This window comes from Mycobacterium sp. NPDC004974 (assembly GCF_053600815.1).
The window spans coordinates 25,989-48,510 of sequence record NZ_JBSGAQ010000022.1 but is presented as its reverse complement, the minus strand read 5'-3'; the positions used below and the strand labels follow the sequence as shown (position 1 = coordinate 48,510).

The 22,522-nt window shown below is 66.7% G+C and carries 22 protein-coding genes; 8 read left to right on the top strand and 14 right to left on the bottom strand.

The features are described 5' to 3' along the window. Positions 1–4: 4 nt before the first annotated feature. From ACWEFV_RS31390 to ACWEFV_RS31340, 11 genes are read right to left on the bottom strand one after another with little or no spacing between them, the layout of a single operon-like run. Positions 5–673, bottom strand: coding sequence for an oxygenase MpaB family protein (locus ACWEFV_RS31390; protein WP_450073077.1), 669 nt, complete (start codon positions 671–673; stop codon positions 5–7). 35 nt (positions 674–708) lie between these two features. Beyond that, entirely contained in the window at positions 709–1,614 is a 906-nt protein-coding gene (locus ACWEFV_RS31385; protein WP_135458286.1) for an oxygenase MpaB family protein, read from the bottom strand. Between the two features lie 38 nt (positions 1,615–1,652). Then, positions 1,653–2,270: a mce associated protein mas1a gene (locus ACWEFV_RS31380; protein ID WP_450073058.1), complete on the bottom strand. Its 618-nt coding sequence runs from the start codon at positions 2,268–2,270 to the stop codon at positions 1,653–1,655. Beyond that, complete coding sequence (locus tag ACWEFV_RS31375) at positions 2,267–3,490, bottom strand: MlaD family protein (protein WP_450073057.1); 1,224 nt, start codon at positions 3,488–3,490, stop codon at positions 2,267–2,269. Before ACWEFV_RS31375 ends, ACWEFV_RS31380 begins: the two co-directional genes overlap by 4 nt. Beyond that, entirely contained in the window at positions 3,487–4,542 is a 1,056-nt protein-coding gene (locus tag ACWEFV_RS31370) for an MCE family protein (protein WP_450073056.1), read from the bottom strand. The genes ACWEFV_RS31375 and ACWEFV_RS31370 overlap by 4 nt, the downstream gene beginning before the upstream one ends. 6 nt (positions 4,543–4,548) lie before the next feature. Beyond that, positions 4,549–5,661, bottom strand: coding sequence for an MCE family protein (locus tag ACWEFV_RS31365; protein ID WP_450073055.1), 1,113 nt, complete (start codon positions 5,659–5,661; stop codon positions 4,549–4,551). After that, positions 5,658–6,713, bottom strand: coding sequence for an MCE family protein (locus ACWEFV_RS31360; protein WP_450073054.1), 1,056 nt, complete (start codon positions 6,711–6,713; stop codon positions 5,658–5,660). Before ACWEFV_RS31360 ends, ACWEFV_RS31365 begins: the two co-directional genes overlap by 4 nt. Continuing rightward, positions 6,714–7,766: an MCE family protein gene (locus ACWEFV_RS31355; RefSeq protein ID WP_450073053.1), complete on the bottom strand. Its 1,053-nt coding sequence runs from the start codon at positions 7,764–7,766 to the stop codon at positions 6,714–6,716. It abuts the gene before it with no gap. Then, positions 7,763–9,187 (bottom strand): MCE family protein, encoded by a 1,425-nt coding sequence (locus tag ACWEFV_RS31350; protein WP_450073052.1) that lies wholly within the window; start codon positions 9,185–9,187, stop codon positions 7,763–7,765. Before ACWEFV_RS31350 ends, ACWEFV_RS31355 begins: the two co-directional genes overlap by 4 nt. Next, a complete protein-coding gene (locus ACWEFV_RS31345; protein ID WP_450073076.1) occupies positions 9,184–10,014 on the bottom strand; it encodes an MlaE family ABC transporter permease in 831 nt (276 codons plus the stop codon). The genes ACWEFV_RS31350 and ACWEFV_RS31345 overlap by 4 nt, the downstream gene beginning before the upstream one ends. A 23-nt stretch (positions 10,015–10,037) precedes the next feature. After that, on the bottom strand, positions 10,038–10,850 hold the full coding sequence (locus ACWEFV_RS31340; RefSeq protein WP_450073051.1) for an MlaE family ABC transporter permease: 813 nt from the start codon (positions 10,848–10,850) through the stop codon (positions 10,038–10,040). Positions 10,851–11,164: 314 nt separating this feature from the next. Here ACWEFV_RS31340 and ACWEFV_RS31335 point away from each other — a divergent pair, with 314 nt between their 5' ends. The 4 genes from ACWEFV_RS31335 (at position 11,165) to ACWEFV_RS31320 (ending at position 14,895) form a co-directional block, all read left to right on the top strand. Beyond that, positions 11,165–12,949 carry a hydroxysqualene dehydroxylase gene (locus tag ACWEFV_RS31335; RefSeq protein WP_450073050.1) on the top strand — a complete coding sequence of 595 codons (1,785 nt, stop codon included), beginning with the start codon at positions 11,165–11,167 and terminating at the stop codon, positions 12,947–12,949. Positions 12,950–12,993: 44 nt separating this feature from the next. Continuing rightward, a complete protein-coding gene (locus tag ACWEFV_RS31330; RefSeq protein WP_450073049.1) occupies positions 12,994–13,935 on the top strand; it encodes a CobW family GTP-binding protein in 942 nt (313 codons plus the stop codon). A gap of 61 nt (positions 13,936–13,996) precedes the next feature. Next, positions 13,997–14,278, top strand: a complete 282-nt coding sequence (ppnP, locus tag ACWEFV_RS31325) for a pyrimidine/purine nucleoside phosphorylase (protein WP_135458265.1) — start codon at positions 13,997–13,999, stop codon at positions 14,276–14,278. Positions 14,279–14,412: 134 nt separating this feature from the next. Further along, positions 14,413–14,895 carry a TspO/MBR family protein gene (locus ACWEFV_RS31320; protein ID WP_450073048.1) on the top strand — a complete coding sequence of 161 codons (483 nt, stop codon included), beginning with the start codon at positions 14,413–14,415 and terminating at the stop codon, positions 14,893–14,895. A gap of 6 nt (positions 14,896–14,901) precedes the next feature. On the opposite strand, the gene menJ is transcribed toward ACWEFV_RS31320, so the two are convergent. Then, positions 14,902–16,122, bottom strand: coding sequence for a menaquinone reductase (gene menJ / locus ACWEFV_RS31315; protein ID WP_135458260.1), 1,221 nt, complete (start codon positions 16,120–16,122; stop codon positions 14,902–14,904). Between the two features lie 21 nt (positions 16,123–16,143). Between menJ and grcC1 the strand changes: the two genes are divergently transcribed. Then, on the top strand, positions 16,144–17,151 hold the full coding sequence (gene grcC1, locus ACWEFV_RS31310; RefSeq protein ID WP_167857981.1) for a nonaprenyl/(2E,6E)-farnesyl/geranylgeranyl diphosphat synthase: 1,008 nt from the start codon (positions 16,144–16,146) through the stop codon (positions 17,149–17,151). Between the two features lie 74 nt (positions 17,152–17,225). Beyond that, positions 17,226–18,101 carry a zinc metalloprotease HtpX gene (gene htpX / locus ACWEFV_RS31305; protein WP_135458258.1) on the top strand — a complete coding sequence of 292 codons (876 nt, stop codon included), beginning with the start codon at positions 17,226–17,228 and terminating at the stop codon, positions 18,099–18,101. A 6-nt stretch (positions 18,102–18,107) separates the two neighbouring features. On the opposite strand, the gene ACWEFV_RS31300 is transcribed toward htpX, so the two are convergent. Continuing rightward, positions 18,108–18,560: a MarR family winged helix-turn-helix transcriptional regulator gene (locus ACWEFV_RS31300; RefSeq protein ID WP_450073047.1), complete on the bottom strand. Its 453-nt coding sequence runs from the start codon at positions 18,558–18,560 to the stop codon at positions 18,108–18,110. Between the two features lie 62 nt (positions 18,561–18,622). Here ACWEFV_RS31300 and ACWEFV_RS31295 point away from each other — a divergent pair, with 62 nt between their 5' ends. Further along, the gene (locus ACWEFV_RS31295; protein WP_450073046.1) at positions 18,623–18,991 is read left to right on the top strand and encodes a VOC family protein; all 369 of its coding nucleotides are present in this window, start codon (positions 18,623–18,625) and stop codon (positions 18,989–18,991) included. A 111-nt stretch (positions 18,992–19,102) separates the two neighbouring features. Here the strand turns inward: ACWEFV_RS31295 and ACWEFV_RS31290 are convergent, their stop codons facing one another. Then, entirely contained in the window at positions 19,103–21,268 is a 2,166-nt protein-coding gene (locus tag ACWEFV_RS31290) for a SulP family inorganic anion transporter (protein WP_135458256.1), read from the bottom strand. Positions 21,269–21,746: 478 nt separating this feature from the next. Between ACWEFV_RS31290 and ACWEFV_RS31285 the strand changes: the two genes are divergently transcribed. After that, complete coding sequence (locus ACWEFV_RS31285) at positions 21,747–22,520, top strand: response regulator transcription factor (RefSeq protein WP_135458254.1); 774 nt, start codon at positions 21,747–21,749, stop codon at positions 22,518–22,520. The last annotated feature ends 2 nt before the right edge of the window (positions 22,521–22,522 follow it).

Sequence of the window (22,522 nt, the reverse complement as noted above, 5' to 3'; positions counted from 1 at the left end):
ATTCTTACGACAGCATCCGGCTGGTCAGCACGAACCGCCGCAGGGACCGGCGATCGCGGGGGCTCACCGAAGTGCCGGTCAACTCCGCCGCCCGCGGATGTTGCATGGCCCGGATCGCCCGGCGCGGCACCGCCCGCGGCCACCAGTCCGTCGGCGCGAACATCTGCCGGCGGAACGGCTCGAAATGCTCGCCCGCGGACAACCGGGTACTGCACTCGTCCTCGAAGTACTCACAGAACTCGGGCCAGCTTCCCGGCACCGGTCGGGTGGATATGCCGTAGCGGCGGTACCACGCGCAGCACTCCTGGTAGAGCTGCTCGTGTTCGTGCTCATCGAGCTTCCGGATGAAGGTATTGACCATCATCACAAGGCTTTCCACGTAGGTGGCGTGCTGGAAGTGGAAGACGTCGGGGTTCAGCGCGTGGTACTTCTGCCCGGCCGGGTCGCGGCCCTTGACCTCTTCGTGTGCGAACCGGATGTACGGCCGCATGTCGACTCCGGTGAAGGCGATCCTGATCGCCTGGGTCACCGTGCGTTTGTGGTGCAACCAGACTCGCCGGTGCAGCAGTGCGTGCTGCGAGATCCCGGTGGCGATCGTCGGATGCAGGGACTGCAGGCAGACCGCCCTCGGCAGGACGAACAGGAACCGCCGGTCCCGGAGATACTGCGACAGCAGCGTGTCCGGGACCGGTTGGATGGCCGCCCTGCTCAGATCAGGGCCTTCCTACGGCGGATCCGGCGGCGCAGATCCTTCAACAGCACCGCGTAGTTGCCGGTGCGCAAGGACTTCGGCAGGAAGCGGTTGACGAACGCCACGAACAAGAAGAGATGCTCGAAGCGGCGCCGGTCGGTTTCGGTCCACTCCAGTTCCATGGCGTCGCGGAACACCGGCGCCAGGAAGCCGATGGTCAAGAACCGCAACAGCGGTGCCAGCATCATCCGCATCGGCCAGTTGATCATCCGCAACTCCACCAGAACCATGAGGTAATCCCGCACGAACGGGGTCATCTCGACGCGTTCGCACGCGGTGTTCCAGTACGCGTCGAAGTCGGTCCTGGTGGCCGGCCACATCTCCTCGAGCACCTGCAGAGTGGTGCCGATCGTCATGGCGCTCTGGTAGAAACCTTCGGCCTGCTCCTCGGTCATCTTGCCGTAGAGCAGCTGATGGGTGTCCTCGTAGAAGATGAAAAGGCATGCCGCCACCCACAACTGCAGTTCGCGGTTGAACGCGTTGTACTTGACCGGACTGTCCTCGGTGGAGCGAACCTGCCGGTGCGCGACGTTGACCGCCTCGCGATAGGCGTTCTTCTCCTCGTCGCTGCCGAGGATCGCGACGGTCAGGTACTGCGCGGTGGTGCGCAGCCGCTTCCACGGGTGATGCACCAAACTGCCTGATTCCACCCGGCTTTCGGAGACGCCGTAACCGACCTCTGGCCAGCTCATCTGCATGATGACGTTGGCCGCCGCCCCGGCCGCGGACCAGAAGTCCAGCGCGTCGGACAGGTCGACGTCCTTCTTCCTGATCCACCGCGGCACCCGCTGAGTGACGGTGATGCGGGTCTCGGCAGTGGTCAGCCGCGGCTCGGCGGCCAGATCCACGTATGTCGCTGGCATGGAACTCCTCTCAGGGACGAACTATGGCTAACAGTGGGTCATACGGTCTGCACGTCGTCGACGATCCAGCGGTCGCCGCTGCGTACGAGCTTGACCACCATCCGGTACTTCTGATTACTTCCCTGTGGCGCAGTCACATTGGTGACGTGTTGGTCGACGAACGCGACGACCGTCGCGGTGCCGCCGTCGAGCGAGTCGACGACGACGTGATCGGCCGTTGCGGTCGCGACGCCTTTGCTGGTCACCACGATGTCGCGAAGCGCCTTGACCATCTCGTCGTACTTGGCCGCGAACCCGGGGGTGGAGTTGGCCACGATGTGCTCACGGTTGGCGTCCATCTTCTGGTAGTCGAATGCGGCCATCGCCACCAGATAGTCACGCGACATCTGCACGGCCTCGGTGCGCAGCGATTCGTCCTGGCGGTGGTGGTACTCACTGATCGACAACACCACCAGCGCGGCCGTGGCGGCCGCGGCCAGCAGCGCAACCAGGCCCGCCACGAGCCGGTGCTTGCGCCGGCCGGGCGCGGAGGTTTCGTCTACCTCCGCCTCTACGGCAGTCTCGGGTGCGTCGGCTTCGTCTGCTGTGTCTTCAGCGGGATCCTCCAACGTCAGCACCGATTCAATGCGCTGGTCGCCATCATCGGAATTGCTCACTGCGGGCCACCTTTCAGGATGCTGCGCCACTTGTAGGCCAGCTGGGCCAGGGTCGGGATCTGCACTGGGTCGTTGACCACTTCGGGTCCGATCGGATACCCCGGGGTCTGTGAGTTCTGCAGGCCGAGATCGTTGGGTCGGGGTGCGTTGACCGCACCCCGCATCAGCATGTCGGGCGCGGGTGGGCAGTACATCACCAGGTTGGGCTCTTTCGCGCTGACATCGCCGATGGCCCGGCGGTCGACGTCGTAATTGCACACCGGCCCCTGGGTGGCGATCAACGAGAAATCGGCCCGGGTCTGGCCGGTGGCGTCGACCTTCACGATGGAGGTCAGATCCTGCAGGCCTTTGGGGATCGTCGACAGGCCGGTCTGCAGTGAGTCGGTGCGGTCCCCGATGATCGGGGTGACGGTGGCCAGGTTGGCCAGGGTGGCGCCGAACGTGCCCTGATAGGTGTCCAGAACCCGCTGCAGGGACTTCAGCGCAGCCGGTGAGCGGTCGGTCAGGTACAGGAAGGCCGGGCCGCTGCCGTCGAGCTGATTGGCCAGACGGGCGCTGGCGCCCATGCCGCGGACGAAGGGATCGCCCTGGCCGGCCATGGTGGTGACCAGCTCGGCGGTGCCGTCGATCAGAGGCTGCAGCTGGCCGGTCTGGTTGCGGATGCGGGTGGACATGTCCGACGCGTTGTCGATCAGCATGGCGAGATCGGGGCCCAGCCCGTCGAAAGCATTCGACAGTTCGGTGCCGACCGATTGAACCGCCTGGGTGTCAATGCCTTTCACCAGTTGCGCGGTGTCGCCCATGATGCGGTCCATCTGGATGGGTTGCCGGTCGGCCGGTGCGGCGATGGTGTCGCCCGAGGCCAGGTACGGCCCGGCGTCGGACTGCGGCATGATGTCGACGCTCTGAATACCCGCGGCCGTGCCCATCCCGACGGTCAGGATCGCGTCGCGCGGGATCCGGGTGGCCGGGTCGATCGCCAGCCGCACCATCGCGGTCCCGTCGGGGGCCAGCCACACATCGTCGACGGTACCGACCTGCACGCCGCGTACGGTGACGCTGGTTCCCGCGGTCAGGCCGAACGCGTCGGTCATCGTCGCGGTCAGGGTCATCGGTGTCCGGAAGCCCTGGGGCCCGGCCACATAGCGGATTCCGAACGGGATGACGATCACGGCGATCACCGCGAAGATCGCCAGCTGAACCACTACCAGGCGTCTCAATTCAGACCTCCCGACAAGAACCCCTCCAGGGCCACGTCCCCGGTGATCGGGGTGCCGTTGACGATCAACCCTCCGGTGAGCAGTTTGTCGATGGTGCCCGGAATGTCCAGGGCGCCATCGAACATCAGGTAGTCGCCGTGGACGGAGTTGCCGAACTTCTCCAGGAAGGTGTTCATCGCGGTGAGCATCCCGCCGAGCCGGTCGTTGAAGGTGCCCATCATGCCGATGACGGTGCCCGCGTCGGTCACCATCGCGTTCAGGTCGGTCGACGACAGCACACTGTTGGCCGTGGCGGCCAGCGCGGTGGTCGAGGAGAACAGGGTCTGCAGCTTGGCGCGCTGCACGTCGAGCATCGCCACGACTTTGGGTACGGCGTCGAGGTATCCCGCCACGGTTTTCTGCTCGCGGCCGAACTGCCCGGTGATGTTGGCGGCCAGGCTCATCGCCTGATCGAACTCGCCCTGGTGCTCAGAAGCCTTGTCGGCCAGCAGCGACATCGAGTCGATCAGCCCGCGCACCTTGTCGCCCCGGCCTCCGAATGCCTTGTCCAGTTCGGTGACGATGGTGGCGAGCTGGTCGACACCGCTGCGGGACAACAGCGCCCCGAAGGTGGCCAGCGCACTTTCGATCTGCGGCCCGAGCTCGGTGTGGCTGGGCGGGATCACGTCGCCGTCGCGCAGCGCACGCTGGGGTGCCAGCTGTGCGCTGCTGAGCCGGACGAACGGATTGCCCAGGGCCGATGGGAGTTCCACGCTGGCGACGGTTCCGGAGTCGAGGCCGTCGGCGTCGGCCAGGCTCAGCTGCACCGAGGCTCCCGAGGCGGCCAGGCTCATTCCGCTGACCCGGCCCACCACCTTCTGCCCGTTGCGGACGTCGGCGCCGATGGTGATGCCGTCGGCGGTCGGCAGCACCACCGTGACGGCCATGGTGTCGGTGGGGGAGGTGCGGCCCAGGGGAAGGTCCTGAATTCCGATATCGCTCAACGCCCATACGCCTGCGGCGGCCACGACCACCGCGCAGCCGGTCGAGAGGCGAACCAGGGATCTAGACATGACCGTTCACCTCGGGTACTTCGGGTTCGGCGGCGGGGTGTTGCCGGTGACCGCGGTGACGATGCCCAGCGGGTCCGACCGACTGATCGGGTAGGAGATCGGGTTGGTGATCCCGGCCCCCACGCACATCGGCAACATGTTGCGGTCGCAGAAGTTCTGCGCCGCGGCGAACTGGGTCAGCACCGTGGATACGTTGAGCCGGATCCGGCCGCGCCGGTCGGGGCCGACGGTGTTGGACAGGTTCTGCATCATCAGCGGTACCAGGTCCATGAATTCGGCCAGCTGGGGTTGATTGGCGGTCAGTACGTCGCCGACGGCGTTGAGGTTGGCCGCGATGGTGCCGAGGTCGTCGCCGTGCTGGGTGACGAAGGTGTCGACCTGATCGAGCACGACCTTGAGATCGGCCATGGGCTGGGCGATGTCGACGTTGGCGTCGGCCCAGCTTCCGCCGACCTGGCCGAGTTCGTCGACCATCTGGTTCAGCGACACCTGCCGCTGGTTGAACGCGGCCATCAGCGTGCTGAGGTTGTCCACCACCGCGCCGATGTCCTCGGCCCGGGCGCCGAGTACGCCGCTGGCGGCGCTGAGGTTGCGCATCGCGGAGTTGAACAGCTTGCCCTGGTCGTGCCACTGTTCGGCGCCTCGGGTCAGCACTGCACCGATGTCGCCCTGTTGCGGGCCGATCGCCGAGGTCAGCGTGCTCAGGCTGCCGAGCATGCTGTCGAAGGTGATCGGGGAGTGGCTGTGGTCGGCTCCGATCACATGCCCGTCGGTCAGGGTGGGCCCGGTTCCGCTGTAGGCCGGGCCGAGTTCGACACTGCGGTCACTGATCAGCGCCGGGCTCACCACATAGGCGTCCGGTTCGGCGGGCAGCATGACGTCGTCGGGAAGGGTCATGGTGACCCGCACCGTGGTGCCCTGCGGCGTCACCGCGGTGACCCGTCCCACCGGCACCCCGAGCACGGTGACCTTGCTGCCCGGGTAGATGCCGTTGATGTAGCCGAAGTCGGCGTGCACGGTCCGGGCCCGGTCGGTGCGGCCGAACACGTACCAGCCGCCGGCGGCCAGACACAGGACCACGACGAGTACGGAAGCGATGCTCCGGTTTTCACGAGTCATCGGCACTCCCGCTGAACGTTGAGGAAGCACAACAGGTTGTCGGGCATCACCACGGACGGTGAGTTGACGTCGGCCCAGTTGCCGTTGCCGGTGGCGTTGGTGACCGCCCGGATCGCCGGGGGCATCTTCTGCAGGGTCTGGTCGATCTTGTCCACGTTGGCCTTCAAGGTTCCGGTGACCGCGGTGAGGCCGGTGATCAGACTGCTGAAATCGGCCTGCTTCTCGGTGTAGATCGCGGCCAGGTGCCGCATGATCGCGGTCAGGTTGTGAACGATGTCGGTCAGTGCCTGGCGCCGCGCGGCCAGTGAGGACACGATGTACTGCGCGTTGGCCGCGGTGTCGGCCAGTGAATCCGTCTGGTGGGACAGCATTTCGGTCATCGACCGGCTGATCCGCAGGATCTCGTCGATCTTGTCGCCGTTGTCGGCGAACGCCGAACTGGCCGCGCTGATCCCGGCCAGGGCCTTGCCGAGCTCGGTGCTGTTGCCCGGCATCGTCTCGGCCAGGGTGCTCATCATCGCCGTCAACGGCTGCTGGTCGACGTGCTCGGCGGTGTCGGCGGCCTTACGACCCACCTCGTCGAGGCTGTAGGGGACGGTGGTGCGCGACAACGGGATGACGTTGGAGTCCAACCCGTTGATGGTCCCGGCGGGCATCACGTCGAGGAACCGCTTGCCCAGCACCGTCCGCAGTCGCACCGTGACGGTGGTGCGGTTGCCCAGCGCTTGAGCCTTGTCCAGCCGGAAACCGACGCGGACCCGGTCGCCGGCCAAGGCCACGTCCTCCACCCGCCCGGCCGGGACCCCGGCGACATACACCGGATCGCCACCGGACAGTCCGCTCGCATTGGCCAGCTCGGCGACATACGCGTTGGTCCGTATGTGGTAGACGGCGCGGGGGATCCCGATCGAGACGACCATGATGGCGACCAGGGTGATCGTGCCGATCATGCCCAGCGCCAAGGGGATTGACGGGTTGTGTTTGCGCTGATCTTTGACGAAGAGGAAGATCACCGCGCCGACGAAGAGGTCGATCAGTTTGACGAGGAACATCTACAAACACACCTCGGAATGTCTGCTGCCGAAGATGTTGGCTTCGTGGCTGCGAATCTTGAGGGTGAAGTTGCACAGGTACAGGCTGACGAACCCGCCGTAGCTGGAAGTCCGGTTGATCGCATCGCCGAACTCCGGGAGCCGGGCCAGCAGCGTGGTGAACTGCTCGGTGTTGGGCTGCCAGGTCTGCAGCATGGAATTGAGATTGGTGATGGTGTCTCCATAGGCGGCGCTGGAGTTGTTCACCGTGTTGGCCAGAGTGGCCAGCACGGCGTTGCCCTGGTCGATGAGCATCTCGAACTGCCGGTCGCCGGAGGTCACCGCGGCGCTGAGCCGGTTGAGCCCGGTGAGCATCTGTTCCAACTGCGGCTGACGGGTGTTCATGGTCCGCATGAGTGCCGACATGTTGTCGATCAGCTGGGTGAAAATCCCAGCGTTGTTGGTCAAACTCGATGTCATGGCTGCGATCTGGGTGAGCAGCGTCGTCAAGGTCTGGGCCTGGCCGCTGAAGGTCTCGACGAATCCGCGGGTAAGGGTGTTGACCTGCTCGGGGGCCAGCGCGTCGAACAGCGGCTTGAACCCGTTGAGCAATGCGGTCAGATCCACCGCCGGCGAGGTCTGGGCCAGGGGGATGACGCCGCCGGCGGCCAGCCTGGCCGGCGGTTCGTCGGTGGAGACGTCCATGATGGCGCCGCCCGGGTCGGACAGGGCCACGTAACGGGCACCGAGCATGTCGCCGTAGCGCACCGCCGCGGTGACGTTGCCGGTCAGGGTGAAGTCGGAGTTGACCTCGATGTCGACGTCAGCCCGGCTGGTGCCGTCGGCGTTGGAGGCGAACCGGATCGAATCCACCCGGCCGATCCGAATACCGTTCATGGTCACCGGGTTTCCGACGTTGAGGCCCTCGACGCTGGTGAACTGCGCCTGGTAGGTGACGGTGCTACCGCGCACCGGCACCGACAGGGTGTTGATCACCAGCACCGCGCTGAGCATCCCGGCCGTGCCGAAGGCGCCCAGCTTGGCCCACGACTGCCAACCACCGTTGCGGTTCATGAGACCTGTACTTCCGTGCCGCGCACGAGCGGGCCCAGCATGAGCACCGTGGCGATGTTGGGTTGGGTCGAGGGGGCACCGGTCGGGGGGATCAGTTGGTCCTGCAGGACCGCCAGGGCATGGGCCTGGCGGTCGGCGTCGACGACGGCTGACGCGGGTGCGGCCCCTGGAACCGCCTCGGCGGGAAGCGGTTCCGTGGGGATCGGCGCCGACTGCGGCAACCCGGGCCCCGGCGGCAGGAACGAATTCGTGGGCAGGTGCGGGGCCGGCGGGGTAAGAGGATTGACGGGTAGGTCGGCGGCCGGGCGGGCCAGGACGTCGGCCGGCTGATCCGGCACCTCGCCCGACGGTGCGGATTCGGCGCAGCGCGCGCCCTGGGTGTTGCCGTAGACCGGACAGTCCTGCAGCGAGTACGGCATCGGTCCGGCGAAGGTCGCCACGGCGGTGATGTTGAACTTGCCCGTCGCGAACACCTTGGCGCCGGCCTCGCCGAACGACTGTGCGCCGGCGAGGGTGTCGACCAGACCCAGGGGCTGGGCGGCGGTGGTCGCCATGATCTTCCCGGCCGAGTCGACCACGGTGATCAACTGCTCGCGGTGATCGGACATGAACGAGGTGAGCACTGAAGAGAACCGGGCGAAACCGTCGATGGCCGAGGCGAACTTCTTCTGGTCGTCGACCATCCGATTGGACACCGACGTCGCCGCCGACAGCGTCGAGATGATGTCGGGGGTCGCGGTGTTCAGCGAGGCCATCACATCCCGGAACTGCGGTGTGGTGTCGAGGAATCGCACCAGCGACGGCGTGAGGACCTGCGCGCTGGCGCTCAGGTTGTCGATCGTGGTGCCCAGCTCGGTGCCGCGGTTACGCAGCGACTGGCTGATCGCGGTGAGGGCGGTCTGCATGCGTTCGGGTTTGATCTGCGAGAACAGTTCGACGATCTTGGTGAACACGTCGTAGAGCGCCATCGCGTCGGGGCTGTCATCGATCGCCACGGTGTCTCCCGGCTTCAGCCCGGTGGCCGACCGGTTGCCTTGCGGGTCAACGAGTTGCAGATAGATGTCGCCGAAAAAGGTGCGGGGCACGATCCGCGCGACCGCCGAGGACGGGATGATGCCCAGGCTGTCGGGTTCGATCGCCAGCCGGACCCGTGACGTGCGGGTGCCCGACTCGATGTCGGCGATGCGCCCGACGTTGACACCGTGGTAGCGGACCGGGGATCCGCCGGTGATCAACCCGGCCGACACCGGCACCCCAACGAACACATCGGCGCTGCGTTCCAGATGTCCCGAGGCTCGGGCCACCAGCACGGATGCCACGGCCATCGCCACGGCGGCCGCGGCCAGCCCGCGCAGCGCCAGTTTCGCCCGGCTGGGGTCGGTGCGCCTGCTTCGCTTCCTGGATCTGCCTGGCCCGTTCACATTCCCATCCCGGGGATCTCGGGGACCAGGCCCCACAGCGCGAAGGTCAGCAGCACGTCGAGGATGCCGACCGCGAGGATCGCGGTGCGCAGTGCCCGTCCCGCGGCCTGCCCCACCCCGGCGGGCCCGCCCGAGGCGAAGTAGCCGTAGGTGCAGTGCACCAGCGCCACCACGATCGCGAAGACGATGGCCTTGATCCCGGAGTAGAGCAGGTCTCGCGGACCGAGGGCCAGGTGGAAGAAGTAGTCGTAGGTGCCGGGGGAGGCGCCGTTGAAGATCACCACCACGGTGCGGGTGGACAGGTAGCTCGCCAGCAGTCCGATCATGTAGATCGGGATGACGCAGACCACCGAGGCCAGCACGCGGGTGCCGACCAGGTAGGGGATGGAGCGCAGCGCCATGGCGTCGAGTGCGTCGATCTCGTCAGAGATCCGCATGGCCCCGATCTGGGCGGTGAATCCCGTTCCGACCTTGGCGGCCAACGCGATTGCCACCACCACGGGCGCCAGTTCGCGGGTGTTGGCGATCGCGGCGAGCATGCCCGAGAGCGTGTTCATCCCGACCAGATCCAGGCCGCGCTGGGTCTCGACGCCCAGCATCATGGCCGCGGCCAGCGACATGGCGAACACGATGCCGATGGTTCCGCCGCCGGACAGCAGCGAGCTGGTGCCGAAGGTGACCTCGCCGATCTGTCCCAGGGTGTGCTTGCGGTAGCGGACGAGGGCGTACGGCAGGGACCCCAGGACTTTGGCGTAGAACGTGACGTGCTGGCCGGCGACGGCGAGTGCGTCGTACCCGGCGCGCGCGGGCCGCGAAATCCGGTGCAGGGCAGCGCTGCTGGTGATCGCGGTCACCGGTAACTGCCCACGGCCGGAACCACCACGGTGTACAGCGCCGACATCGTGGTGTTGAGGATGAAGACCAGGGCGAAGGCCAGCACGACGGCCTCGTTCACCGCGTTGGCCACGCCGCCGGCCCCGCCCTTGGCGTGCAGGCCCTTGAAGGTGGCGACCAGGGTCGCGGTCAGCCCGAACACCGCCGACTTGATCAGTGCCATAACGAAATCCGACACCTGACCGTATTGGCTGAAGGTGGCCAGGAACGTTCCGGCGGGCAGGTGCTGCACGCTGATGTGATACAGGTAGCAGGCCATCACGCCGCCGAAGGTCACGATCGAGCACAGGGCCAGCGCCACGATGACGGAGGCGACCAGACGCGGCGCGACGAGACGCTCGATCACATCCAGCCCCATGACCTCCATCGCGTCGATCTCCTCGCGGATGGTGCGCGATCCCAGGTCGGTGCAGATCGCCGAACCGGCCACACCGGCCATCATCAACGCGCACACCAGGGCCGCGGCCTGGCCGACGATGATGAACGCCACCACTGCGCCCGAGTAACCCCCGGCGCCGATGCGCCCGGCCAGCTCACCGACCGACACCGCGATGAACACGCCGATGGGCATCATCAGTAGCAGGGCGGGACCGGTGCATACCCGGCCGATGAACAGGGTCTGGGTGACGACCTCGTCGAGCACCAGGCGCCGGCGGACCACCGCGGTGACAACGCTGACGAGCGCCTGCACCGAGAAGCCGAGCACGTAGCCGCCCTGGACCAGGACATCCCGTACGGGACCCTTGGACGCCGGTAGCTCGTAGGTCATCGAGTTCCTTCCGCGCTCGTCGTGGCATGCGCGGGGCCGGCCGGTGGCACCGGCTGTGCTGAGCACCGTTTCGACCCCCCGGTCGTCTGTGGAGCATGTCACATTTCATGACGTCGCCGCAACAATTAAGTGAATGAGCATTCTCGAGTCGCAGTACCCGTGTTGTGGCCTCTGTAGTGGTTCAATCCCGAGTGATGTGATCAATCGATCGGATCAATTCGGACGGCATTCAGGTCGGCGTGTCGGGCCTGTTCGTTGGAGAATCGCCGTTAACTTAGCGCGCACAGGGGTTGCCGAACTGAGGTGGTGTCGGTATGTCGGGTGGGGTTGGGGAGCGTCATGTTTCGCGGCGGTCGTTTCTGGCCGGCACGGCCACGGCTGGGGTGGCCGCGGCCGCGCTGAGCAGGCCGGGAGCCGCGCGCGCAGCGCCGGGGTCCACGGTCGCGGTATTCGGTGCCGGGGTGGCCGGCCTGACCGCCGCGCACGAACTGGCCGAGCGCGGGTACCGCGTCACGGTGTTCGAACGGAAAGCGCTGGGCGGCAAGGCAAGGTCGATCCCGGCGCCGAGCGCGACGGGCAGTCCGCTGCCGGCCGAACACGGCTTCCGGTTCTTCCCGGGCTTCTACCGCAACGTGACCGACACCATGCGGCGCATCCCGTTCGCCGGCAACACCTTCGGAGTTTGGCAGAACCTGACCCGGGCCACGTCGTACCTGCACTCGGGGCTGGGGCGGGCGGATCTGACCATCCCGCTGCCGTTTCCGATCCCGACGCTGCCCAACCCGATCACCCCGAAGGCGTTCACCGAGTCGGTGGCCGCGGTGTTCCAGACGTTGTTCCGGCTGCCGCCCCTGGAGGCGGTGTACGCCGCTCAGAAGCTCGCGGTCTACGTCACCAGTTGCGACGAGCGCAAGCTCGGCCAGTGGGACAACATGACGTGGGAGAGATACATCGGAGCGGACCGGAAGAGCAAGGAGTACAACCGGTATCTGGCCGACGGCATCATCCGGAATCTTGCCGCCTCCAAATCCAAAGACGCCAGCGCACATTCGATCGGGTTGGTCGGTGAGGCCTCGGTGTGGTCGATCCTGTTGTTGGGCAACGATATCGACAACAAGGGATTCGACCGGGTGCTCAACGGGCCCACCAGCCTGCAGTGGATCGACCCCTGGGTGGCGCACCTGCAGTCGCTGGGAGTGACGTTCCGGCTCGGGCAGGCGCTGGCCCGGCTGACTCCCAACGGCCGCCACATCGCCTCGGCGACGGTGGTCGACGGCAACGGGGTGGCTCAACCGGTGGTAGCCGACTGGTACATCTCCGCCGTGCCGTGCGAGAAGCTGGCGGCGGTGTTGACCCCCGACGTGATCGCCGCCGATCCCAAGCTGGCCTCGGTGGCCGCGCTGCGCACCGAGTGGATGAACGGCCTGATGTTCTTCCTGCGGGAACGCGTCGACGTCACCAAGGGCCACGTCAACTACGTCGACTCCGGCTGGGGGCTCACGTCGATCAGCGAGGCACAGTTCTGGAAACGGCCGCTGACGTCGTACGGCGACGGGACCGTCAAAGACTGTCTGTCGGCGATCCTCTCGGACTGGAGCACCCCGGGCAATTTCAACGGGCTCAGCGCCCGGCAATGCACGCCACCGCAGATCGCGGCCGAGGCCTGGGCGCAGATCAAGGCCCACCTCAACGACACCGGCATAGTGCTCACCGACGCGATGCTGCACTCGTGGTTCCTCGACCCGGCGATCATCGACTCGGGCACGCCGAATGTGCGCAACGACGAACCGCTGTTCATTCAGGACCCTGGGTCGTGGGCGCGCCGGCCGGAAGCCACGACCGGGATCGACAACCTGTTCCTGGCCGGCGAGTGGATCAAGACCGACCAGAACGTCACGACGATGGAGGGCGCCAACGAGGGCGGTCGCTACGCCGCCAACGGGGTGCTGCTGGCGTCGGGCTATGCGGGCCCGAAGGTGAAGATCGTCGAGCTGTTCCAGGCGCCGTGGTGGGCCCCGTTCAAGGCCGCCGACAAGGCGCGGTACCGGGCCAAGCTGCCTAACGTGCTGGACATCGTCGATGCCCGCTGGCCGACCTGACCTGCTCAGATGAAAACCATTCCCAATAACCCTACGATGGCCCGGTGACGTCGACCGGATCCGTACCCGTGCTGGCGGTCGCCGGGCATCTCGGCGCCGGCAAGACCACCCTGCTCAACCACCTGCTGCGCAACAGCCGCGGCGTCCGCATCGGTGCACTGGTCAACGACTTCGGCGCGGTCAACATCGACGCCATGCTGGTGGCGGGTCAGGTCGACGCGATGGCGTCGCTGTCCAACGGGTGCATCTGCTGTGTGGTCGACGGCGAGGAAGTCGGCGAGATGCTGGGCAAGCTCGCCGCCGTCAAACCCCGGCTGGATCTGATCGTGGTGGAGGCCAGCGGTGTGGCCGAACCGGCCTCCCTGGCCCGCACCATCATCACGGTCGACGATCCCCGCTTCCACTACGCCGGGTTGGCCCTGGTCCTCGACGGACTGCAACCCGACCTGAGTCACGGGCTGCCGGTCGCCGATCTGGTGGTGCTCAACAAGGCGTCCTCGTGCACCGACGTCGAGGGATTACTCGCGCGGATCCGCGAGCTCAGTCCTCGGGTTCCGGTGCTGCCCACCGACTTTGCCCGCATCGACCCCGAGATGCTGATCGAACCGCCGAAGCGGGCGCCGCAGGCCCAGCTGTCCTTCGACGAGCTGCTGCACGACCAGCATGACCACGACCATCCCGAGTATCAGAGCGTCGAGTTCCGCACCGATGCCGCGGTCAACCCACGCTTGTTCATGGAGTTTCTGCGGGATCGCCCCGTTGGGCTCTACCGTGCCAAAGGTTTCGTCGACTTCGGCGCCCAGAGCTTCCTGCTGCAGCTGGTCGGCAGCTCGCTGCGCTTCGAGAAGCGGCGCGCGGGTGCCACCGAGTTGGTGCTGATCGGCACCGGGATGGACACGTCGGCAGTGCTGGCCGCACTCGAGCGGTGCGCCGGTGAGCCGGCCGACGAGAACGCGATGCTCGGGGTGCTCAAGTACGTGGTGTAGCTGGTGGCGGGTGCTTTTCGCCCGGGTATTCTGACCGCTCACCCGACTTCAAGGAGCCGCATTGTTCAAGGTCAACGAGTACTTCGGTGGCGACGTCGCATCGATCGGCTTCACGACGCCGGAGGGGCCCGCGACCGTGGGCGTCATGGCCGTCGGCGAGTACGAGTTCGGCACCACCCAGCTCGAGATCATGCGGGTGGTTTCCGGTGCGCTCACCGTCAAGCTGCCCGGCAGCGAGGATTGGGAGACCTTCGCGGCCGGCACTCAGTTCACCGTGCCCGCCGACAGCAAGTTCCAGCTGCGCGTCGAGACCGAGACCGCCTACCTGTGCGAGTACCGCTGACGCTAGGTCGTTCTGCTCAATCGTCACCGTTTTCTACGCCAGGGTTGTTCAAGGCGCGAATCACGACCCGGGTGTAGAAATCGGCGAGCAGCACGTGGGTGTGCGCGCCACCCGATCGGGGTAACCACACCGGCATGCGACCGATCACCCTGGCCAAGACGGCCACTGCGGCATTGACCACCGCGCTCGTCGGCGGGCTGGCCAGCAGGCCCGCGCAGTCGAACTGGTACGAGTCCTTGCGCAAGCCGTCGTTTCAGCCTCCGCGACAAGCGTTTCCGATCGTCTGGCCGATCCTGTACGTCGGTATCGCGGTGGTGTCGGCCCGCACGATCGACCGGCTGCGCACCGACGGGCATCAGGATGAGGCCCGCGCCTACACGGTGGCATTGGCCGGCAACCTCGCCGTCAACGCCGCATGGTCATGGGTGTTCTTCTCCCGCCGCCAACTCGGCGCCGCGGCCGTCACCGCCGCCGTGCTGACCGGCAGCAGCGCCGACCTGACCCGCCGGGCGGTGCAGGCGCAGGGCGCGTCGGGCGCGGCGCTGGCGCCCTATCCGCTGTGGTGTGCATTCGCGACGGCGCTGTCCGCCCGGATCTGGATGCTCAACCGCAACTGATCGCGATCAGCTGAACGGTTTGCGCTGATCGAGTCGACGCGAGGCCAGCCCGGCCGTGCGCCACACCCGTGCGACCCAGTCGTCGTCCTCCTCGGTCACGAGGTTGCCCATCACCCGCACGGCGATGTTCATCAGGAACGACGAGCGGATCGCCAGCGGGCCGGAGGCCGGTAGGAACCGGGGCAGCGTGAGCAGCAGGGCCAGCCTTCGGGCGATCGAGAACCCCTGGGCGTAGTGGTCCTGCAGTAGTGCGGGCCAGGCGTGTGAATAGTCGCCGGACCCCAGCAGTTCGGCCGCCAGCCGGCCGGTTTCCAGCCCGTAGTCGATACCTTCGCCGTTGAGCGGGTTGACGCACGCCGCTGCATCGCCGACCAGCATCCAGTTGGGCCCGGCCACCCCGGATACCGCGCCGCCCATCGGCAACAGCGCCGACAATGCGGCCCGCGGCTCCCCGGTAAATCCCCATTCCTCGCGGCGCAGCTCGGTGTAGTACGACAGCAGCGACCGCAGCGCGGCGTGGGCGGGACGTTTGGCCGTCGCCAGGGCGCCCACGCCGATGTTCACCTCACCGTTGCCCAGCGGGAAGATCCAGCCGTAGCCGGGCAGCACCTGGCCCTCGGGGGAGCGCAGCTCCAGATGCGAGGTGATCCACGGCTCGTTGGCGCGCGGTGAGGCGATGTAGCCGCGGATCGCGGTGCCGTAGACGGTTTCCTTGTGCCAGGTGCGGCCCAGCACGCGGCCCAGGGTGGAGCGGGCCCCGTCGGCCACGATCAGGTGCGTGCAACCGATCGTGGCGCCATCGTCGAGCTGTACGGATTCGACCCGCCCGCGCGAGTCGTAATTCACTCCAACGACTTTGGCGCCCAGGCGCATCTTCGCGCCGTCGTCGGCGGCGACCGAGCGGATCCGGTCGTCGAGTTCGGTGCGCGGGACCGCACTTCCGGTGGACGGGAACGACGGCCCGGGCCACGGGACTTCGACGTCGGCGCCGAATCCCGACAGCCGCAGGCCGTGGTGCCGGATCCGGGTGTCGAGCCACGGGCCCATGCCGAGCCGCTCCAGCTCGGCAACGGCCCGCGGCGTCAGCCCGTCGCCGCAGGACTTGTCCCGGGGGAACTGCGCCGCGTCGACCACCTGCACGTCGCGACCGGCTCGAGCCGCCCATGCGGCGGCCGCCGACCCGGCCGGTCCCGCGCCGACGACGACCACGTCTGCCTTGATATCCATTGCTCCCAGTATGTTGGACGAATGAGGACACCAGCGACTGTGGTGGCAGGCGTTGATTTCGGGGACGCGGCGTTCGCCGCCGACGTCCGGGACAGCGTCGCCAGGATCGAACAACTGATGTCTGATGAGCTCGGCAAAGCCGATGAGCTCATGGCCGAGGCAGTCCAGCACCTGTTCCAGGCCGGCGGAAAACGGTTCCGCCCGCTGTTCACCGTGCTCTCGGCGTCCCTGGGCCCCCGGCCCGACGATCCCGAGGTCGCGATCGCGGCTGCGGTGATCGAGCTGGTGCACCTGGCCACGCTGTATCACGACGACGTGATGGACGAGGCCCAGATGCGACGCGGGGCGCCCAGCGCAAACGCCCGCTGGGGTAACAACATCGCCATCCTGGCCGGCGACTACCTGTTCGCCACGGCCTCGCGGCTGGTTTCACTGCTCGGGCCCGACGCGGTGCGTGTGATTGCTGACACATTCGCGCAACTGGTGACCGGTCAGATGCGCGAGACCCGCGGCGCGGCCGAGCATGTCGACTCCGTGGACCATTACCTCAAGGTGGTCTACGAGAAGACCGCGTGCCTGATCGCCGCCTCGGGGCGGTTCGGCGCGACGTTCTCGGGGGCCGACGCCGACCAGATCGACCGGCTCCACCGGTTGGGCGGCATCGTGGGCACCGCCTTCCAGATCTCCGACGACATCATCGACATCGACAGCGATCCCGACGAATCGGGCAAGGTCCCGGGCACTGACCTGCGTGAGGGCGTGCACACCCTGCCGGTGCTCTACGCGCTGCGCGACTCGGGCCCGGACTCGGACCGGTTGCGTGAGTTGCTGGCCGGCCCGGTCGAGCGCGATGAGGACGTCGCCGAGGCGCTGACGCTGCTGCGGCGGTCGACCGGTATGGCACGCGCCAAAGAGACCGTGGCCGAGTACGCGGCGCAGGCTCGCGACGTGTTGGCAGACCTCCCGGCCGGGCCGGGGCGGGACGCGCTGGCCACTCTCGTGGACTACACGGTCAATCGTCACGGCTGATTCCGGAACCACGGGCGGTAACTGAGCGTTTAATCAGCGATGGTTGCCGAGTAGTTGCCTAGGAGGAAACTGCGATGACGTGGAACCCGCACGCGAACCGGATCAAGACATTCTTCCTGCTGGTCGGAATGTCGGCATTTATCGTGTTCGTCGGTTCGTTGTTCGGCCGCAACGTGATGTACCTGGCCGTGCTGTTCGCCGTCGGCATGAACGCCTACGTGTACTTCAACAGCGACAAGATGGCGCTGCGCGCCATGCACGCCCAGCCGATCACCGAGGTACAGGCGCCCGAGATCTACCGGATTGTGCGGGAGTTGGCCACCACGGCGCATCAGCCGATGCCGCGCCTGTACATCTCCGACACCGCGAACCCGAATGCGTTCGCCACCGGACGGAATCCGCGCAATGCCGCGGTGTGCTGTACCACCGGCATTCTGCAGCTCCTCAACGAGCGTGAACTACGTGCGGTTCTCGGCCATGAGCTTTCGCACGTCTACAACCGCGACATCCTGATCTCGTGTGTGGCGGGCGCGATGGCGTCGGTGATCACCGCCCTGGCCAACATGGCCATGTTCGCGGGAATGTTCGGCGGCAACCGTGAGGGCACCAATCCGCTTGCCATGCTTCTGGTTTCGCTGCTGGGTCCCATCGCGGCCACCGTGGTGAGGCTGGCGGTGTCGCGTTCGCGTGAGTATCAGGCCGATCAGTCCGGTGCCGAATTGACCGGTGACCCACTGGCATTGGCCTCGGCGCTGCGCAAGATCTCCGGTGGGGTCGAGGCGGCGCCGCTGCCCCCGCAGCCCCAGTTGGCCGATCAGGCGCATCTGATGATCGCCAGCCCGTTCCGGGCCGGCGAGCGCATCGGCAAGCTGTTCTCGACGCATCCGCCGATCGACGACCGGATCCGCCGCCTGGAGGACATGGCCGGCCGCGGCCCGGGCCACTACTGATTCGCGCTACGTACCGTCGTCGCCGTCGCGCAGGCACCGGATCATGCTCTGCAGGGCCCGGAACGCGTCTGACTGCTCGGTCTCGGTCATGCCGGCCAGCATTCTGACCTCGACGGACCGAACCGCCACGGTCGCCTTGTCGAGGCTGCGCCGTCCGCGCGCGGTGAGCCGGGTGGGGAGAACCTTCCCGACGGGCGCTTCCGCGGGCCTGGTCACGTAGCCCTCTCTTTCGAGGGCCTGGAGCAGCACGTTCATCGACTGCCGAGTCACGAAGGCGCCCCGGGCGAGCTCGGAGTTCGACAAGCCCGGTCGTTGAGCCAGCAGCTCGAGGCAGGCGTAGCGCGTCACGTTCATCCCGAGCGGCCGCAGCGCCTCCTCCATGGCTGCGCGCAGGACACTGGACGCCTCTTTCAGCAGATAACCCAGTGACGTCTGGAGGTCGACGCCGTCTTGACTCATGTCAGCATTCTGACATAGCTTCGTTCGTGTCAGAAAACTGACACGAACGAAGGAGCATCGTCATGCCCGCCACCGGCCCCGACTTCATCTCTCTCCAAGCGCGCGACCTCGAAGCTTCGCAGGCGTTCTACGAGCGGTACCTCGGCCTCGTCCGCTCGCAGGCGGGACCTCCGCACGCTGTTGTCTTCGAGACCGAGCCGATCGCGTTCGCACTCCGGGAGGTCCTTCCCGGAACCGGCCTTGCCTCTGTTGCTCAGCCCGGCATCGGGGCCGCGATCTGGCTGCACGCCACGGACGTTCAGGCCATTCACGATGCTCTCGTCACCGACGGGCACACCATCGTCTCCGCGCCGATCGACGGACCCTTCGGTCGGACGTTCACCTTCGCCGACCCTGACGGCTATCAGGTCACTCTCCACGACCGCGCCTGATCAACTGGAGGACTGACAAGACACCGCGAGCGTGCGTGAACTGCTGCCGAGACACAGTGTGTCGGGCACCAGACACGCACACTCGCGGTGCAAGCCGTGCGGGGAGAGAACCTACGCGGCGTCGGCGAGGGTCTCGACGTGCGTCGGCGTCACCCGCAGCACGCCGGCGCTGGCGATGTCGTAGAACAGGCCGATCACGTTGACCCGTCGCGCCAATGGGTGTGCCTGCAGGGTCTGCACCTGGACTGCGATGTTGACCATCGACAGCTGATCCACCGTGCCGAAGCCTGCCTCAGCCGCCGACAGCGCCACCGGGTGACGACCCTCATCGAATGCGTCGACGGATGGATTGCCATGGGCCAGCCAGGATTCCAGGTGTTTATCACCCGCGTCGGTCTTGCCCATCATCGCGGTCATCGCGCCGCAGCTGGAATGTCCGCACACCACGATCGAGGAGACGTTGAGCTTGTCCACCGCGAACGCGATGGCCGCTTCGATCGAGGCGTCCGCCTGGCCGGCCGGCACCATGTTGCCGACGTTGCGCACCGTGAACAGGTCTCCCGGACCGCTGCTGGTGATGACGTTGGGCACCACCCGCGAATCGGCGCACGTGAGGAACAGCGTCTCGGGCCGCTGCGCATGCGCCAGTTCCTGCATGTGCGGGCGCAGCATCGGGGCGGTGCGACGGTGATAGGCGGCCAGGCCGTGGAGTACCGAAGCCGACTCCTCGCGCTGCCAGGAACTCCACGGCACCACGCCGGAGCGTTTGTCGAACGGTGTGAAGCCCCGCATCGGCGGACCGGTGACGGCGCTACCCATCTCGACCACACCGACGTCGTGGATGTCGACCGTGCCACCGGTGGCCACGTGCTGGCGCTGCCATTCTTCGATGGTCTCGTGGGCGGCGTGGTCGATGAAGTCGACCGACAGCTCGACGGTCACCGCCGTACCCGACGGCACCTGCGCCAGCGCACTGGTCAGCGTCGGCAGGGACAGGAACGTGCAGGAGCCCTCGATCGCGACCCGCCAGGTGTCCTTACCGGTGGGCTCGGCGACGATGTTGGTACGCACCACCCGCCACACGGTCAGCGCGACCGCCAGTGCCAGTCCGATCAGCACGCCTTCGAGCAGGTTGAGGAACACCACGCCGACCACGGTCACCGCGTACACCGCGAGATCACCTGTGCGCCGGGCTGTTTCGATGTGCGCACGCTTGACCAACTGGCAGCCGATGACGATCAGCAGGCCGGCCAGGGCGGCGGTCGGGATCATCTGGGCCAGGCCGGCGAACGGCACTGCGAACGCCAGGATCCACACGCCGTGCAGGATTGCCGCGGCCCGGGTGCGGGCTCCGGCCGCGACGTTGGTGGAGCTGCGCACGATCACACCGGTGACGGGCAGCCCGCCGATGGCGCCGGAGGCGATGTTGGCGGCGCCCTGGCCGATCATCTCGCGGTCGAAGTTGGTGCGCGGGCCGGTGTGCATACGGTCCACCGAAACCGCCGACAGCAGGCTCTCGACACTGGCGATCAGTGCGACGGTGAGCACACCGGCGGCGAACGCGCTCCAGTTGCCGTCGGGCAGGCTGGGCAGGGCCAGCGCGTCCAGCAGCGAGCCGTTGATCTGGATGCGGGTGACGTCACTGAACGGGGCCAGCAGCGACAGCGCGGTGACGCCGACGATGGCCACCAGCGGGCCGGGCACCTTCTTCACCGCTGCCGGTGCCCAGCGCCACGCCACCAGGATCGCGATCACCAGTGCGCCCAGGATGACGCCGTGACCGTGGGCGTTGACCAGCTGACCTGGCAGTTCTGCGACGTTGGCCCAGGCCGAGCTGTTGGAGCTGCCGCCGAGCAGCACGTGGATCTGCTGCAGCGCGATGGTGATGCCGATGCCGGCCAGCATCGCGTGCACGACGACGGGGGAGATTGCCAGTGCGGCGCGCGCCACCCGGCTCAGGCCGAACAGCACCTGCAGCACGCCCGCGCACACCGTGATGGCGCAGGTGACCGCCCAGCCGAACTGTGAGATCAGTCCGGCCACCACGACTGTCAGCCCGGCCGCGGGCCCGCTGACCTGAAGCGGCGATCCGCCCAGGGCTCCGGCGATGATGCCGCCGACGATGGCGGCGATGATGCCGGCCAGTACCGGAGCGCCGGAGGCAACGGCGATACCCAACGACAACGGCAGGGCGACCAGGAAGACCACCAGGGAGGCGGGTACGTCGTACCGCAGAACGGCCCGGGCCCGTTCGGCGAGTTGGGTGGTTTGCTGCATGGTGCGCCTCCGTCTGGAGTTGGTGATGCGCGGACCCGCCTCGTTGCGGACCCGCACAAAGTTATTGACGTCGTTGTCGGTAAACAACTTCGAAAGGTGTTGGAGCACAGTGCGACACAAGTCGACTTATGGCTCAGTTGTAGCTCGGCAACACCCAATTACTGTGGGCGAGAGTATTTATCGCTGTGAGCGCGTGCAAGGAAGTTTGGGCCATGCATAGAGAACCCAAATGTTTCGGCGGAGTATCGAGCCGCGCGAATATGCCTGGTGCGCAGGGCAAACCATTCAACAAATGGTTGCAGGCGGCACCAATTGTTCACCTACTCGTTTGAAACTGTATGTATCGCAATGCGTTTGATCTAGATCACCACTGGTCACGAACGTGACGACGGTCATAGAGGAATCATAGAAACAGCATTCCCTTAGAACTCCATATGAACTCCGTGACAACACTCTGTGTACTCCGCACAATGGAAATATGACGACGATGTCCGTATCCCCCCGAGCCCAGCAACCCCGCCAGGCCATCCTCGGACAGTTGCCGAAGATCCACCGCGCCGACGGATCAGCTATCCGGGTGTTGCTGGTCGATGACGAGCCGGCGCTGACCAACCTGGTCAAGATGGCCCTGCACTATGAGGGCTGGGAAGTCGAAGTGGCCCATAACGGCCATGACGCGGTAGCAAAGTTCGACGAGATCGAACCGGATGTGGTGGTCTTGGACATCATGCTGCCGGATATCGACGGGCTGCAGATCCTGCAGCGGATGCGTGAGGCCGACGGCTACACGCCGACGCTGTTTCTGACGGCCAGGGATTCGGTGCTGGACCGGGTGTCCGGTCTGACCGCGGGGGCCGACGACTACATGACCAAGCCGTTCAGCCTCGAGGAGCTGGTGGCCCGGCTGCGCGGGCTGTTGCGCCGGTCCAGCCACACCACACCGCCGGCCGACGAAACCCTGAAGGTCGGCGACATGGTGCTCGACGGCGCCAGCCGCGAGGTCACCCGTGCCGGTGAGCCGATCAACCTCACCGTGACGGAGTTCGAGCTGTTGCGTTACCTGATGCGTAACCCGCGCCGGGCGCTGAGCCGCGCCGAGATCCTCGACCGGGTGTGGAACTACGGCTTCGGCGGGAAGTCCAGCATCGTGGACCTCTACATCTCCTACCTGCGCAAGAAGGTCGACACCGACCGCGAGCCGATGATCCACACCGTGCGCGGGGTGGGTTACATGCTGCGGCCCGCGTCGTGACC